The following is a 13,196-nucleotide window of genomic DNA, read 5'->3' as shown; positions in this document are numbered from 1 at the left end:
CGAGACATTCTGGATTGCTTCGCTGCGCTCGCAATGACGGAGCAAGGCGCTCGGCCGTCTTGCCCATTAGCGCCGCGAAATGCAGATGCGCCCTCAAAAACACGTCGTCCGTTCGGCGGCGATGTAACCGAACAGGAGGCCGAGGCCGAACAGCAGCACGAGGGCGGCGGCGCCGAATTCGATGCCGCGCATGAACAGCGCGCCGCCGCCGTCGCGGCCGGCGCTGAGGCGGGCGGCGACGTCCTTGGCGGAGACGGCGATAACCGCGATGGCGGCGACCGTGATCGCGGTGCCGAGCCCCATCAGGAAGGTGGCGGCGATGCCGGCCCAGAACAGGCCCTGGGCGAGCGCGAACACCAGCACCAGGATCGCACCCGAGCAGGGGCGGATGCCGACGGTGAGGATCGCCGCAAGGCCGCGCCGCCAGCCGCCGGGGCCGGCGAGCTCGCTCGGGGTGGGCCCGTGGGAATGGCCGCAATGCTCGTCATGGACCTGATCGTGCCCGTGATGGTCATGGGCATGTGCATGATCATGGTGATGATGATCATGCTCATGATCATCATGCGCATCTCGATGATGGTGATGGCCGTGATCACGGTCATGCGGCACGCCCGCCATCGCCGGCACCGGCTGGGCCGCCTGCAGCGCGCGGAGGAAGGTGCGGCCCTTGACCCAGACGAGGCGCAGGCCGAACAGCGCGATCAGGGCGTAGCTAGCGATCTCGATCACCCCTTCCGCCTTGCACATGGTCCTGGCGGTCGCATTCAGGATCCAGGCCGAGATGCCGACAATGAGGATCGCCACCAGCGACTGCATCAGCGCCGAGGCAAAGGACAGCGCAATGCCGCGCCGCGCGGTCTCGCGGTTGGCGACGAGATACGAGGCGATCACCGCCTTGCCGTGGCCGGGACCGGCGGCATGGAAGATTCCATAGGCAAACGAGATGAACAGCAGCGTCCACACCGCCGAGCCGTCGGACCTCGCCGCGCGGATGGTCGACGACATCTGGCGATAGAATTCCGACTGCTTTGCCAGGAGCCAGCCAATGAGGCCGCTGGCCTCGGGTTCGGCAGCCTGCGCCGGCCGCGCCGCGCCGAAGGGGTTTTGCGCGAGAAGATCGTGAAGCCCGGCATCGGCCGCGGCCATGACCAGCAGGACGCCAGCGCAGGCGATCAGCCCGCCGGTGAGCGCGAAGAGATGCTGCTTCAAGGGCAATCCACCGTGATCTTGTTGGCGAACATCATGCCGAAATTGCTGTTCTCGCCGTTCAGGAAGGTCTGCTCATTGAGCTTCTGGGCGGTGGCCGAGCCGTCGGTTGGACGGTCGAGCTTCATCTGGCAGCCCGAGGGCGCGCCGACCAGCTTGACCGGATTGTCCTTGGCCATCTGGAAGTCGATGAAGAAGGAGCGGTCGAACACTTCGAGCACCAGCTGCTTCGGCTTGACCGGGCTCTTCAGCGGCAGCGTGAAGTGCAGGGTCAGGACCGTGTCCTTGTAGTCGAGGAAATAGTCGACCGGCTCCTGGAAGCGCTCCTTCTTGCCGTCGGCCTTGGCGAAGGTGAAATAGGCGTATTCCTTCAGCGACTCGACATTGGTCTGTGCCAGCGGCCCGAGCTCCTCGCGCGTATAATCGCCCTTGGTCTTGCTCTCGAGCCCCTGCACCGCATACGCCGAGAACATGTCGTCGAAGGTCCAGGCGTGGCGCACGCCGGTGATGCTGCCGTCGGCGGCGTAGAGCAGCTCGCTGGTCGCCGTGATCCAGACGTGCGGGTGCGCATTCGCCGCACCCGCCACGAGCGTCATCGCGGCGGCGAGCAGCCATACGAACAGGGCCCGCATGCGCATCAGGCCGCCTTGGCGTCGTCGAGCAGGCCGCGGCGGCGGAGCAGCGCGTCGGGCTCCGGCGGACGGCCGCGGAAGGCCTCGTAGGCGGCCTCCGGATCGACCGATCCGCCGCTCGAGTAGATGTCGTCATGCAGGCGTTTGGCCACCGCCGGATCGAAGATGTCGCCGGCCTCCTCGAACGCGCCGAAGGCGTCGGCATCCATCACCTCGGACCACATGTAGCTGTAATAGCCGGCGGCATAGTGGTCGCCGGTGAAGATGTGACCGAACTGCGTGGGCCGGTGACGCAGCGCGATCTCCTCGGGCATGCCGATCTTCTCCAGCTCGCGTCTCTCGAATGCCCGGACATCCTGCGCGGCGGCGGCCGGCTGGGTGTGGAACTCGAGATCGATCAGCGCCGAGGAGACGAACTCGACCGTGGCGAAGCCCTGGTTGAATTTTCGCGCGGCCAGGAAGCGCTGCAGCAGGTCGTCGGGCAGCGGCTCGCCGGTCTGGTAGTGACGGGCGAACCTCTGCAGCACCTCGGGCCGCTCCTGCCAGTGCTCGTAGAGCTGGGACGGCAGCTCGACGAAGTCGGTGAACACCGAGGTTCCCGACAGCGAGGGATAGGTCACGTTGGAGAGCATGCCGTGCAGGCCGTGGCCGAACTCGTGGAACAGGGTGCGGGCGTCGTCAGGCGACAGCAGCGAGGGCTCGCCGTCGGCGCCCCTGGCGAAATTGCAGATGTTGAGAATGAGCGGCGCGACGTCGCCGTCGAGCTTCTGCTGGTCGCGCAGCGAGGTCATCCAGGCGCCCGAGCGCTTCGACGGCCGGGCGAAGTAGTCGCCGTAGAACAGCGCCTTGTGCTTGCCGTCGGACCCCTTCACCTCCCAGACCCGGACGTCGGGGTGCCAGACCGGAACGTCCTTGCGCTCCTCGAAGGTGACGCCGAACAGGCGCGTGGCGCAGTCGAAGGCGGCGGCGATCATGTGGTCGAGCGCGAGATACGGCTTGATCGCGGAATCGTCGAAATTGGCGCGCTGCAGGCGCAACTTCTCGGCATAGAAGCGCCAGTCCCAGGGAGCGAGCTTGAAATTGCCGCCCTCTTCCGTGATCAGCGCCTGCATCTCGTCGCGGTCGGCCAGCGCCCGGGCGCGGGCCGGTTTCCAGACCCGCTCCAAAAGGCTCCGCACCGCTTCCGGCGTCTTGGCCATGGAGTCCTCGAGCCGGTAGGCGGCGTAGGTCGGGTAGCCCAGGAGGTGGGCGCTCTCCTCGCGCAGCTTCAATATCTCGACGATGGTCGCGTTGTTGTCGTTGGCATTGCCGTTGTCGCCGCGGGCGATGAAGGCCTTGTAGACCTTCTCGCGCAGGTCGCGCCTGGCCGAGCTCTTCAGGAACGTCTCGACCGAGGAGCGCGACAGCGTGACGATGGCCTTGCCGGCCATGCCGCGCTCTTCCGCCGCAGCCTTGGCGGCGGCGACAAAGCTCTCGGGCAGGCCCTGGCGATCGCCCTCGCCAAGCTCCATGAACCACTCCTGCTCGTCGCCGAGCAGATGATGGCTGAAGCCGGTGCCGAGCTGGGCCAGCCTCTCGTTGATCTCGGCCATGCGGACCTTGGCCTCTTCGGAGAGGCCGGCGCCGGCGCGATGGAAGCGGGTGTAAGTGCGCTCCAGCAGACGGAGCTGCTCGGGCGAAAGACCGAGCGAGGTGCGGTTCTCGTGCAGCTGGGCGATGCGACCAAACAGCACGGCATTCATCATGATTGGATTCCAGTGCCGCGCCATCCGCAAGGAGACCTCCTTGTCGATCTCCAGGATGGCCGGATTGGAATGCGCCGAGACGAGGTCGTAGAACACCGCCGCGACCTTGCTCAGCAGCTTGCCGGAGCGCTCCAGCGCCGTGATGGTGTTGGCGAAGTCGGGCGCGGCAGGATCGTTGGTGATCGCCGCGATCTCGGCGGCATGATCGGCGAAGGCCTGCTCGAAGGCCGGGAGGAAGTGCTCCGGCTTGATTTCGTCGAAGGGTGGGGTCGCAAACGGCGTCACCCAGGCCTTCAGCAGCGGATTGATCCCGGAGTCCGTGGTTTGGCGGGGTGCTGACATCGCAAGTCTCGATTTTTGTGGCTCGATTGTTGCGGCCAGCTATAGCACGCGATGGGGCTTTTTTGGGCCATTTGGCCTTGCTCCCGGCCAGCTTTTCGGGGAGATTGCGGCCCTCGAAGACCAGGGATCCCCGAGCTCATGAACGCGCCTGCTTCCTCGTCCCGCCAGATCGTCTGGCCCAGCGTCATCACCGTCATCAGCGCCGCCATCCTGATCGGTGCGGAAGTGTTCGGCGCGGCCTTTGCCGGCGGCTGGGCCCTCGCGATCCTGTTCGGGCTCGGCGATCAGGGCGCGCACATCCTCCAGGCCGTGCTGTTCACGCTCGGCGTGCTCGTGATGACCGCCTTCATCCGCGCCGCTCAACGCGTCGAGCCCTTCACGAAGCGCGGCTGACGCTTCATGCGCGTGAGCAACTCGCGCAGCGCAGCGAAAACTTAACGCTCGTTCATCTTCGGCGTCGCTCGCGCAACAGCGCGCAAGCAGACGTTAGGCAATTCTGCTCTCAGCCTAAAAAAATTCTTGCGAAGCAGAGTCAAAACGCTTATGTGCGGACTTGCCCAATTTCGCACGTGCCTGTGGTCGTGTGTCAGTCGGTAGGTATCCGGACAAGAGGCCGGACAGCCGCCAAGGGGTGAGGAAGCCGAGGGGCTCTTCGGAAGTGCGGAAGTCGAAGACTGAAAGGTCGAGTGACGGAGGCAAACCCGGAGTGTCCAGCATCTCTCTCAAAGAGATGCCATGTCGAAGGTGACTTCGCTCTTTGCAACCGTGACTGGCAGCCGGAGGCGAACCGGCGCACCCCGCTCTCAACGGGGGACGCGACTTAAAGCAACGACGGATCGGGCTTTTTTGGTCTCTACCGGCAGTCCAAACGCCGGCGCGGGCTACTGAAAAGGCTTGTCCTTCATTGCCAGGTGAGCGGGCGGGAAACTCTCCCAACCAATCCACGGCAGCACAGTCTGGTTTGAGTTTTTTGGCCTCAGCGCGCCTCCATCGCGCGATGCGGCTGAAGCACTCTCATCAGACGTCACGTTGATACGGATCCCGTCGCTGGGACCGCCGGAGAGTGCCATGACCGAACGTATCCAGGAATTCCTGCGCAACCGCCGCAACGAAGGCCTCGACACCGAGCCGTGCCTCGTCGTCGACCTCGAGGTCGTGCGCGACAATTACCAGAGCTTCGCCAAGGCGCTGCCCGACAGCCGCGTGTTCTATGCCGTCAAGGCAAACCCGGCGCCGGAAGTGCTGGCCCTGCTCGCGTCGATGGGCTCCTGCTTCGACACCGCGACCGTCGCCGAGATCGAGATGGCGCTGGCCGCCGGTGCGACGCCCGACCGCATCTCCTTCGGCAACACGATCAAGAAGGAGCGCGACATCGCGCGCGCCTTCGCGCTCGGCATCCGGCTGTTCGCGGTCGATTGCGCCGCCGAGGTCGAGAAGGTCGCGCGTGCCGCTCCCGGCGCGAAGGTGTTCTGCCGCATCCTCTATGACTGCGCCGGCGCCGAGTGGCCGCTGTCGCGCAAGTTCGGCTGCGACCCGGAGATGGCGGTCGAGGTGCTCGACCTCGCCAAGCGTCTGGGCCTCGAGCCCTGCGGCATCTCCTTCCACGTCGGCTCGCAGCAGCGCAAGGTGAAGGCATGGGACCGTGCGCTGGCGATGGCCTCGCAGGTGTTCCGCGACTGCGCCGAGCGCGGCATCAACCTCACCATGGTCAACATGGGCGGCGGCTTCCCGACCAAGTACCTGAAGGACGTGCCGCCGGTCATCACCTACGGCCGTTCGATCTTCCGCGCGCTGCGCAAGCACTTCGGCAACCAGATTCCGGAGACCATCATCGAGCCGGGCCGCGGCATGGTGGGCAACGCCGGCGTCATCGAATCCGAGGTCGTGCTCATCTCGAAGAAGAGCGACGAGGACGAGGTGCGCTGGGTCTACCTCGACATCGGCAAGTTCGGCGGTCTCGCCGAGACGATGGACGAGTCGATCCGTTACGCCATCCGCACCCTTCACGACGGCGCGGACATGACGCCGTGTGTGCTCGCAGGTCCGACCTGCGACAGCGCCGACGTGCTGTACGAGAAGAACCCGTATCCGCTCCCCGTCACGCTCGAGATCGGCGACAAGGTGCTGATCGAGGGCACCGGGGCCTATACGTCGACCTACTCGTCAGTGGCGTTCAACGGCATCCCGCCGCTGAAGACATATCACATCTGATCCGCCTCACTGTCTGAGGCCTGACGAACGAACCCGGGAGCCGGCTTGCCGGCTCCTCCCTGACATCTCGATTTTCTGACGACGCCTTGAGGCGGCGTGCTGAACGCACGCCGGTTCAAGCGGGGACTGACGCGCCATGACTGCTTTTCGGAAGCCACAAGTCGCCCTCACCTCGAAAGCCGCTCCGTTCGCGATCCGTGCGGAACGTGCTGTCGACGTCGCCGCCCGTGAAGCGCTGCTGGATGCCTGCTTTGGCGAGAACCGCCATGACCGCACCTGCCAGCGCCTGCGCGACGGACGCGCACCTGCCGCAGGCCTTGCCCTGTCGGCCGTGCGCGAGGGGACACTCGTGGGAACCGTGCGGCTGTGGCACGTCAGCGCCGGAGGCAGGCCCGCCCTGGTCCTTGGACCGCTGGCGGTCGACCCTGCCTGCCGCGAGCTCGGGATCGGCGCCGCGCTGATGCATCAAGCGCTGGCCGCCGCCCGGGCGCGCGGGCATGAAGCCGTGATCCTGCTCGGCGATGCGCCCTACTACGCCCGCTTCGGCTTCTCGGCCGAGAAGACCGGCACCCTGGTGCTGCCCGGCCCGTTCGAGCGCGACCGCCTGCTGGCGATCGAGTTCGCCGAAGGTGCGCTCGATGGCGCCGAGGGGATGATCGTCCCGACCGGCGCGGCCCTGTCCAAACGGAGGCTAGTTCGTCCCCTCCAGGCGCACGCGGCCTGAGACCTCGCCATGACGGTGACGAGCGAGGCCGCGTTGAGCGGCTTCGCCCGGTAGCGCGTGCGTCAGGCTCACTTGCTTTGGGGTTGCGCAGGCCCGCAAATTGCCCCTAAACCCCACGAAATTCTCCTTCAGTCGAGGCCCAGACCGATGTCCCGTCGCCTGATCTCCACCGGCTCCCCGCTCGAGAAGACCGTCGGCTACAGCCGCGCCGTGATCGACGGCGATTTCGCCTTCGTCGCGGGAACCACCGGTTATGACTACACCACGATGACCATGCCGGGCGATGTCACGAGCCAGTCACGCAACTGCTTCAAGACCATCGAAGGCGCCCTGAAGGAGGGCGGATTCGAGATGGCCGATATCGTCCGTGCGACCTACTACGTCACCGATGCGAGCTACATCGATGCCCACTTCGCCGTCTGCGGCGAGGTCCTGGGCGACGTCAGGCCGGCTGCGACGTTGCTGGTCGTCACCGCTCTCGCCAAGCCCGAGATGAAGGTCGAGATCGAAGTCACCGCCAAGCGCCGCAGCGTCTGACAAGCGCCGCAGCGCCTGATCCACCCTCAACAATTGTCCGCCAGCACGTTCCGGAGAAACCATCCCATGAGCCCTCCCTCGCAGATCTACGCGAAGATCACCGGCCCCATCGTCATGGTCGGCTTCGGCTCCATCGGCAAAGGCACGCTGCCGCTGATCGAGCGGCATCTCGACTACGACAAGTCGCGCATCACCGTGCTCGATCCCAAGGACGAGGGCCGCAAGGCGCTTTGCGAGAAGCACAACGTCCGCTTCATCCAGAAAGGCCTGACCAAGGACAATTTTCGCGAGGTGCTGACCCCGCTGCTCACGGAAGGCGGCGGCCAGGGCTTTTGCGTCAACCTCTCGGTCGACACCGGCTCGACCGACATCATGGAGCTCTGCAACGAGCTCGGCGCGCTCTATATCGACACCGTCAACGAGCCCTGGCTGGGATTCTATTTCGATGCGTCGAAGGGCCCGGAAGCGCGCTCCAACTACGCACTGCGCGAGGTGACGCTGGCCGCCAAGCGGGCGCGTCCCGCGGGCTCGACCACGGCCGTCTCCTGCTGCGGCGCCAATCCCGGCATGGTCTCCTTCTTCGTCAAGCAGGCGCTGCTCAATGTCGCCGCCGATCTGAAGCTCAATGCCCCGCGGCCCAAGACCAAGGCGGAATGGGCGGACCTGATGCGGCAGGCCGGCGTCAAGGGCATCCACATCGCCGAACGCGACACCCAGCGCTCGAAGAAGCCGAAGGATCCGGATGTCTTCGTCAACACCTGGTCGGTGGAAGGTTTCCTGTCGGAGGGCATGCAGCCGTCCGAGCTCGGCTGGGGCACCCATGAGAAATGGATGCCCGAGAATGCGCATACCCACGAAGCCGGCTGCGGCGCGGCCATCTATCTGATGCAGCCCGGCGCCAACACGCGCGTGCGTACCTGGTGCCCGACCCGTGGTGCGCAGTACGGCTTCCTCGTCACGCACAACGAGTCGATCTCGATCTCCGATTACTTCACGGTGCGGGACCCATCGGGCAAGGCCGTCTACCGGCCGACCTGCCACTACGCCTATCACCCGGCCGACGATGCCGTGCTGTCGCTGCATGAACTGTTCGGCCGCGCCGGGAAGATGCAGGAGAAGCACCACATCCTCGAAGAGGACGAAATCGTCGACGGTATCGACGAACTCGGCGTGCTGCTGTTCGGCCACGACAACAATGCCTATTGGTACGGCTCGCAGCTCTCCATCGAAGAAACCCGCGCGCTCGCGCCCTACCAGAACGCCACTGCCCTGCAGGTGACCTCCGCCGTGCTCGGCGGCATGGTGTGGGCGCTGGAAAACCCGAACGAAGGCATCGTCGAAGCCGACGAGATGGATTTCGATCGCCTGCTGGAAATCCAGCTGCCCTATCTCGGCCCGGTCAAGGGGTTCTACACCGGCTGGACGCCGCTGACGGATCGTCCGGGACTGTTCCCGGAGGATATCGATACGTCTGATCCGTGGCAGTTCAAGAACATTCTGGTGCGGTAAGGGGCGCGCGAGGCGTTCCGTCAGTCATTACGGAGTGACACCGCCCCACACTCCACTGTCATGCCCCGGCTTGCCTTCGCGGCGATGACACCGGGTGCGCGGCCAGAAGCGCGGCCGATCGCCTATTTCTTCTCAATCGGCGGCGCGATCTTCTCCGCTGGAGCCGGGGGCAGCGCCGGCTTGGTCGCCGCACCTTGCGTCTGCGGCTCGGGCCGCGCCGGCTCGGGGGCGGGCGTGGTCGGCCGATCGCCGCCGGGCTTGGCTTCCGCGGGCGTCTTACTCTGCTCGTCGGACGGCGTGCCCTGGAGCGGCTGCGTCGCCTGCGCCAGCTCCGACCGGCTTTCGGCGCGGATTTGCGCCAGCGACATCACCGACACCACGACGCCAGCTGCGAACAGCGAGGCGGCAATTGTCAGGTCGAGGTTCAATCTGCGCTTGTCATTTGGGCCGGGCATGTCGATCACCGCCTTTATCCGCGGGATCAACGAAACTGGAGCGCGCCGGTTCCGAGACCGAATGCCGGGAACCAGCCACACGCGCCCAAACGCCGCTCTCACTCCGTCGTGCTGACTTCCCAGGTGGCGTGGCGCACGCCCGGCAGATGCTGCAAATCGGTCGCCACAGCGTTCAGCTCGTTCGGATCGACCGCGGTCGCAACCAGCCTTGCGACGATCTCCAGATTGTCTTCGCCGATCTCGGCGACCTCGATATCGGCGACCGGGTATTTCGCGGTCTCCAGCTTGTCGACCAGGCGGTCGCGCATATCAGGCAGGGCGTCGGTCGCGACCGCCAGCTTGAAGAAGTAGGTCGCCTCGAGCGCCTTCACGTTCAGCGGGATGCGGTTGATGGCGTTGACCAGCGGGCGCAGCATGGTGTTGCCGGCGAGGACGAACACGGTCAGCACCGCGGCCTGGGCGACGAGGTCGGCCCCGGCGCAGGAGCCGACCGCGGCGGAGGCCCACAGCGTCGCCGCGGTGTTGAGACCGCGGACGTCCATGCCCTGCTTCATGATGACGCCGGCCCCTAAGAAGCCGATGCCGGAGACGACATAGGAGATCACCCGCACCGCGCCATCGGCGCCGGTCAGATGCATGGCGAGATCGACGAAGGCGGCCGCGCCCACCGCGACCAGCACGTTGGTGCGCAGGCCCGCGGTGCGCTGGCGATATTGCCGCTCGGCGCCGATCAGCGTGCCCAGCACAAAGGCCGTGGTCAGGCTGACCAGCGTGTCGGCGAAATCAGCAAGCTGGAAGGTCGTCAGAAACCGCATGGTCCCCTATACGGCGGGAACGTTGACAGATTAAAGCTCCAGCAGGCCGCCATCCCCATTTTCGTCAGCGAACGCCAGCAGCGTGCCCTTGGCATTCCAGGCGAGCGCGGCCACCGGCGGGGTGCCATTGCGGCGGACCAGGATCTCCGCGCCGTCTTCAAGACGCACCATCAGCACGGTGCCGTCGCTGTAACCGGCGGCGAGGATGTCGTTCTTGGGATGGCAGGCGACGACCGAGACACGCGCCTGCAGCGGCGCGAGCATCGCGGGCTCCTTGCCCATCGGGCCGTCCTTGCTGGCGAACGGCCAGATGATGACGGTGTCGGCGCCCGAGGTCGCCAGCCCCTTGCCACCCGCGCTCCAGGACATCGAGCGGACCCGGCTGGGATAACCGGTCATGCGCATGTGCCTGTTGTCAGCGAGCCGCCAGCCATGCAGCGCCGGCTCGTGCATCGCAGTGACCAGGAATTTGTTGTCGGGGCTGAAGGTGACCGCGTGGTGCGAGCCGGCCCAGGGCAGAAATTCAGCCGAACCCTCCATGTTCGGAAACCACAGCGTCGCGCCGTTGTAATGGGCGATCGCGAGCCGCAGGCCCTTTGGCGCAAACGCGAGACCGCCGACGGTCGAGGGCACGTCGAGCGACTTCTCCTCGTTCTTGCCGCTCTTGACGGTCGCGGTCTTGCCGGCTGACCAGGCGAAGGCGCCGTCGGCGTGCAGCGCCACCGCGTCGATCCAGCGCCGCTTGGGGTCGGTGGCGAGCAGCATCACCTCGCCCTTGGCATCGAGCGAGACCACCTTGCCGTCGTCGCCACCCATCACGATGCGCTTGCCGTCGGAAGCGGTCGAGAGAATGCCGCCGCCATGCACGGCGACCGTGGTGATCTCGCCCCCGCTATCGACGAACTTGACGTTCTCCTCGCCGCCGACGAAGGCGGCGCGAGGCCCGAGAAAATGCACGGACGTAACCGTCATGCCGAGTGCGACCGGTTTGACGCGGTCGGTGACGGAGACGATCGAGGCGGAATCGGGGGGCGGCGAAAACTCTTTCATCACGAGACGATGCAGCTCTCGAAACCCTTGCGGATCGCCTCTTCCGGCAGTTCGCGGCCGATGAAGACGAGGCGGCTCTCGCGCGGCTCGCCCTCCTTCCACTTCCGCTGGTGGTTGCCCTCCAGCATCATGTGGACGCCCTGGAAGACGTAACGGTCGTCGTCGTCGTGGAAGGCGAGGATGCCCTTGGAGCGCAGGATCTTGCCGCCCTCGACCTGCACCAGGTTCTGCAGCCAGGGCATGAACATGTTGGGATCGAGCGGCTTGTCGGTCTTCAGCGACAGCGACTGCATGTCCTCGTCGTGATAGTGCTTCAGTCCGTGACCGTGATCATGGTGGTGATGGTCGTGGCCCTGATGATGGTGATGATCATGGTCGTGATCATGATCGTCGGCCTCGAGGAAATCCGGCTCGATGTCGAGGATGCGGTCGAGGTCGAACGCGCCGCGATCGAGTACGTCGGCCAGCGCCACCGAGCAGCGCTCGGTGCGGTGGAGTTTCGCATAGGGATTGATACCGCGGATGCGGGCCTCGACCTCGGCGAGCTCGGGCTTGGTCACGAGATCGGTCTTGTTCAGGACGATGACGTCGGCAAAGGCGATCTGGTTCTTGGCCTCGGGCGCGTCCTTGAGCCGATCGGACAGCCATTTGGCGTCGGCGACGGTGACGACCGCGTCGAGGCGCGCGTTCTTCTGCACGTCCTCGTCGACGAAGAAGGTCTGGGCGACCGGCGCGGGATCGGCAAGGCCGGTGGTCTCGACGATGATGGCGTCGAACTTGCCCTTGCGCTTCATCAAGCCGTCCATGATGCGGACGAGGTCGCCGCGCACGGTGCAGCAGATGCAGCCGTTGTTCATCTCGAACACTTCCTCATCGGCGCCGATGATGAGGTCATTGTCGATGCCGATTTCGCCGAATTCGTTGACGATGACGGCGTATTTCTTGCCGTGGTTCTCCGACAGGATGCGGTTGAGCAGCGTGGTCTTGCCGGCGCCGAGATAGCCGGTCAGGACGGTCACGGGAATTTTCTGAGAGGTCGCTTCAGACATAACAACTCCAGACTTTAAGGCTTTGTCCGCGCGACGCGAGGCGGGGTGGCCCCTGCCTTAATGGTCAAGCGCGCTGGTCAGGGCCTTTATATTGTGCCTGACCATGTCAATGTAAGTGGGTGCAGGGCCCTTTTCGCCGGTCAAACCGTCCGAAATCAGGGTCCCGCCGACCTTTGCGCCGGTCTCGGCGGCAATCCGGCGGATCAGGCGGTCATCGCTGATATTCTCCAGGAACACGGCCGGGATTTTCTGGGCCTTGATCTGGCCGATGATGGCCGCAATGTCCCGCGCGCTGGGCTCGGTTTCCGTGGAGACGCCCAGGGGGGCGATGAACTGAATGCCATATTCGGCGGCGAAATAGCCGAAGGCGTCGTGGGTGGAGATCACCTTGCGCCGCTCTGCCGGGATTTTGCCGATGGTCTCGCGGACCTCGCGGTCGAGCCTGTCGAGCTTTTCCAGATAGGCCTTGGCCTGGGCGCCGAAGAAGTCCGCATCGTCGGGAGCAGCTGTGGCCAGTGCGTTGGCGATGTCGGTCACGTAGATCCTGGCATTGGGCACCGACTGCCAGGCATGGGGATCAGCCGCCGAGCCGAGTTTCAGCGGCGCAATGCCGGCACTCGCGGTGACCACCTGCGCCTTGCTGCTTGCCGACTGTACGAGGCGCGGCAGCCAGCCCTCCAGCCCGAGTCCGTTGACGATGACGAGCTTCGCTTCCGCGACCCGCTTCGCGTCGGCTGGCGCGGGCGTGTAGACGTGGACGTCGCTGTCGGCCCCGACCAGCGTCGTCAGGTTGATGCGGTCGCCACCGACATTGCGAACGAAGTCGCCGAGGATCGAGAAGCTCGCAACCACATTGAGCCGCTCCGCGGCGTGCAGCGGCGAGGCGATCAGCAGGAGCGCGCAAAGCAGGATATGCCGCAT

13 protein-coding genes are annotated in these 13,196 nt (G+C 65.5%); 5 read left to right on the top strand and 8 right to left on the bottom strand.

The window, feature by feature from the left end; genetic code table 11:
• Positions 1-93 precede the first annotated feature (93 nt).
• Genes ACRQ5Q_RS04570 through ACRQ5Q_RS04560 form a run of 3 tightly spaced genes read right to left on the bottom strand, consistent with a single transcriptional unit; the run spans position 94 to position 3,925 of the window.
• The gene (locus ACRQ5Q_RS04570; protein ID WP_439399684.1) at positions 94-1,146 is read right to left on the bottom strand and encodes a nickel/cobalt transporter; all 1,053 of its coding nucleotides are present in this window, start codon (positions 1,144-1,146) and stop codon (positions 94-96) included.
• 59 nt (positions 1,147-1,205) lie between these two features.
• Positions 1,206-1,844, bottom strand: a complete 639-nt coding sequence (locus ACRQ5Q_RS04565) for a DUF1007 family protein (protein WP_439396223.1) — start codon at positions 1,842-1,844, stop codon at positions 1,206-1,208.
• Positions 1,844-3,925: a M3 family metallopeptidase gene (locus ACRQ5Q_RS04560; RefSeq protein ID WP_439371328.1), complete on the bottom strand. Its 2,082-nt coding sequence runs from the start codon at positions 3,923-3,925 to the stop codon at positions 1,844-1,846. Before ACRQ5Q_RS04560 ends, ACRQ5Q_RS04565 begins: the two co-directional genes overlap by 1 nt.
• 138 nt (positions 3,926-4,063) lie before the next feature.
• Here ACRQ5Q_RS04560 and ACRQ5Q_RS04555 point away from each other — a divergent pair, with 138 nt between their 5' ends.
• The 5 genes from ACRQ5Q_RS04555 to ACRQ5Q_RS04535 all read left to right on the top strand — a co-directional run bounded on the left by ACRQ5Q_RS04555 (position 4,064) and on the right by ACRQ5Q_RS04535 (position 8,906).
• Positions 4,064-4,318 carry a hypothetical protein gene (locus ACRQ5Q_RS04555; protein WP_439371329.1) on the top strand — a complete coding sequence of 85 codons (255 nt, stop codon included), beginning with the start codon at positions 4,064-4,066 and terminating at the stop codon, positions 4,316-4,318.
• Positions 4,319-4,993: 675 nt separating this feature from the next.
• Positions 4,994-6,136: a type III PLP-dependent enzyme gene (locus ACRQ5Q_RS04550; protein ID WP_439371330.1), complete on the top strand. Its 1,143-nt coding sequence runs from the start codon at positions 4,994-4,996 to the stop codon at positions 6,134-6,136.
• A 136-nt stretch (positions 6,137-6,272) separates the two neighbouring features.
• Entirely contained in the window at positions 6,273-6,860 is a 588-nt protein-coding gene (locus tag ACRQ5Q_RS04545; RefSeq protein ID WP_439396221.1) for a GNAT family N-acetyltransferase, read from the top strand.
• 147 nt (positions 6,861-7,007) lie between these two features.
• A complete protein-coding gene (locus ACRQ5Q_RS04540) occupies positions 7,008-7,397 on the top strand; it encodes a RidA family protein (protein WP_439371332.1) in 390 nt (129 codons plus the stop codon).
• A gap of 66 nt (positions 7,398-7,463) precedes the next feature.
• Positions 7,464-8,906 (top strand): homospermidine synthase, encoded by a 1,443-nt coding sequence (locus ACRQ5Q_RS04535; RefSeq protein WP_439396220.1) that lies wholly within the window; start codon positions 7,464-7,466, stop codon positions 8,904-8,906.
• Between the two features lie 122 nt (positions 8,907-9,028).
• On the opposite strand, the gene ACRQ5Q_RS04530 is transcribed toward ACRQ5Q_RS04535, so the two are convergent.
• From ACRQ5Q_RS04530 to ACRQ5Q_RS04510, 5 genes are all read right to left on the bottom strand, one after another.
• Positions 9,029-9,361, bottom strand: a complete 333-nt coding sequence (locus ACRQ5Q_RS04530) for a hypothetical protein (RefSeq protein WP_439396218.1) — start codon at positions 9,359-9,361, stop codon at positions 9,029-9,031.
• Positions 9,362-9,459: 98 nt separating this feature from the next.
• A complete protein-coding gene (locus ACRQ5Q_RS04525; RefSeq protein WP_439371335.1) occupies positions 9,460-10,176 on the bottom strand; it encodes an MgtC/SapB family protein in 717 nt (238 codons plus the stop codon).
• A gap of 30 nt (positions 10,177-10,206) precedes the next feature.
• Complete coding sequence (locus tag ACRQ5Q_RS04520; RefSeq protein ID WP_439396216.1) at positions 10,207-11,226, bottom strand: WD40 repeat domain-containing protein; 1,020 nt, start codon at positions 11,224-11,226, stop codon at positions 10,207-10,209.
• On the bottom strand, positions 11,226-12,275 hold the full coding sequence (locus ACRQ5Q_RS04515; protein ID WP_439396214.1) for a CobW family GTP-binding protein: 1,050 nt from the start codon (positions 12,273-12,275) through the stop codon (positions 11,226-11,228). Before ACRQ5Q_RS04515 ends, ACRQ5Q_RS04520 begins: the two co-directional genes overlap by 1 nt.
• Positions 12,276-12,332: 57 nt before the next feature.
• Entirely contained in the window at positions 12,333-13,196 is an 864-nt protein-coding gene (locus ACRQ5Q_RS04510) for a metal ABC transporter substrate-binding protein (protein ID WP_439371338.1), read from the bottom strand.

It is taken from the genome of Bradyrhizobium sp. PMVTL-01 (assembly GCF_051861855.1).
Classification (GTDB): Bacteria; Pseudomonadota; Alphaproteobacteria; order Rhizobiales; family Xanthobacteraceae; genus Bradyrhizobium.
This window is presented reverse-complemented; position numbering and strand designations above follow the sequence as displayed.

Bases quoted from the DNA above. Each gene is read 5' to 3' on its own strand.
- ACRQ5Q_RS04570 (WP_439399684.1), bottom strand. From the start codon at position 1,146: ATGGCCGCGGCCGATGCCGGGCTTCACGATCTTCTCGCGCAAAACCCC.
- ACRQ5Q_RS04565 (WP_439396223.1), bottom strand. From the start codon at position 1,844: ATGCGCATGCGGGCCCTGTTCGTATGGCTGCTCGCCGCCGCGATGACG.
- ACRQ5Q_RS04560 (WP_439371328.1), bottom strand. From the start codon at position 3,925: ATGTCAGCACCCCGCCAAACCACGGACTCCGGGATCAATCCGCTGCTG.
- ACRQ5Q_RS04555 (WP_439371329.1), top strand. From the start codon at position 4,064: ATGAACGCGCCTGCTTCCTCGTCCCGCCAGATCGTCTGGCCCAGCGTC.
- ACRQ5Q_RS04550 (WP_439371330.1), top strand. From the start codon at position 4,994: ATGACCGAACGTATCCAGGAATTCCTGCGCAACCGCCGCAACGAAGGC.
- ACRQ5Q_RS04545 (WP_439396221.1), top strand. From the start codon at position 6,273: ATGACTGCTTTTCGGAAGCCACAAGTCGCCCTCACCTCGAAAGCCGCT.
- ACRQ5Q_RS04540 (WP_439371332.1), top strand. From the start codon at position 7,008: ATGTCCCGTCGCCTGATCTCCACCGGCTCCCCGCTCGAGAAGACCGTC.
- ACRQ5Q_RS04535 (WP_439396220.1), top strand. From the start codon at position 7,464: ATGAGCCCTCCCTCGCAGATCTACGCGAAGATCACCGGCCCCATCGTC.
- ACRQ5Q_RS04530 (WP_439396218.1), bottom strand. From the start codon at position 9,361: ATGCCCGGCCCAAATGACAAGCGCAGATTGAACCTCGACCTGACAATT.
- ACRQ5Q_RS04525 (WP_439371335.1), bottom strand. From the start codon at position 10,176: ATGCGGTTTCTGACGACCTTCCAGCTTGCTGATTTCGCCGACACGCTG.
- ACRQ5Q_RS04520 (WP_439396216.1), bottom strand. From the start codon at position 11,226: ATGAAAGAGTTTTCGCCGCCCCCCGATTCCGCCTCGATCGTCTCCGTC.
- ACRQ5Q_RS04515 (WP_439396214.1), bottom strand. From the start codon at position 12,275: ATGTCTGAAGCGACCTCTCAGAAAATTCCCGTGACCGTCCTGACCGGC.
- ACRQ5Q_RS04510 (WP_439371338.1), bottom strand. From the start codon at position 13,196: ATGCGGCATATCCTGCTTTGCGCGCTCCTGCTGATCGCCTCGCCGCTG.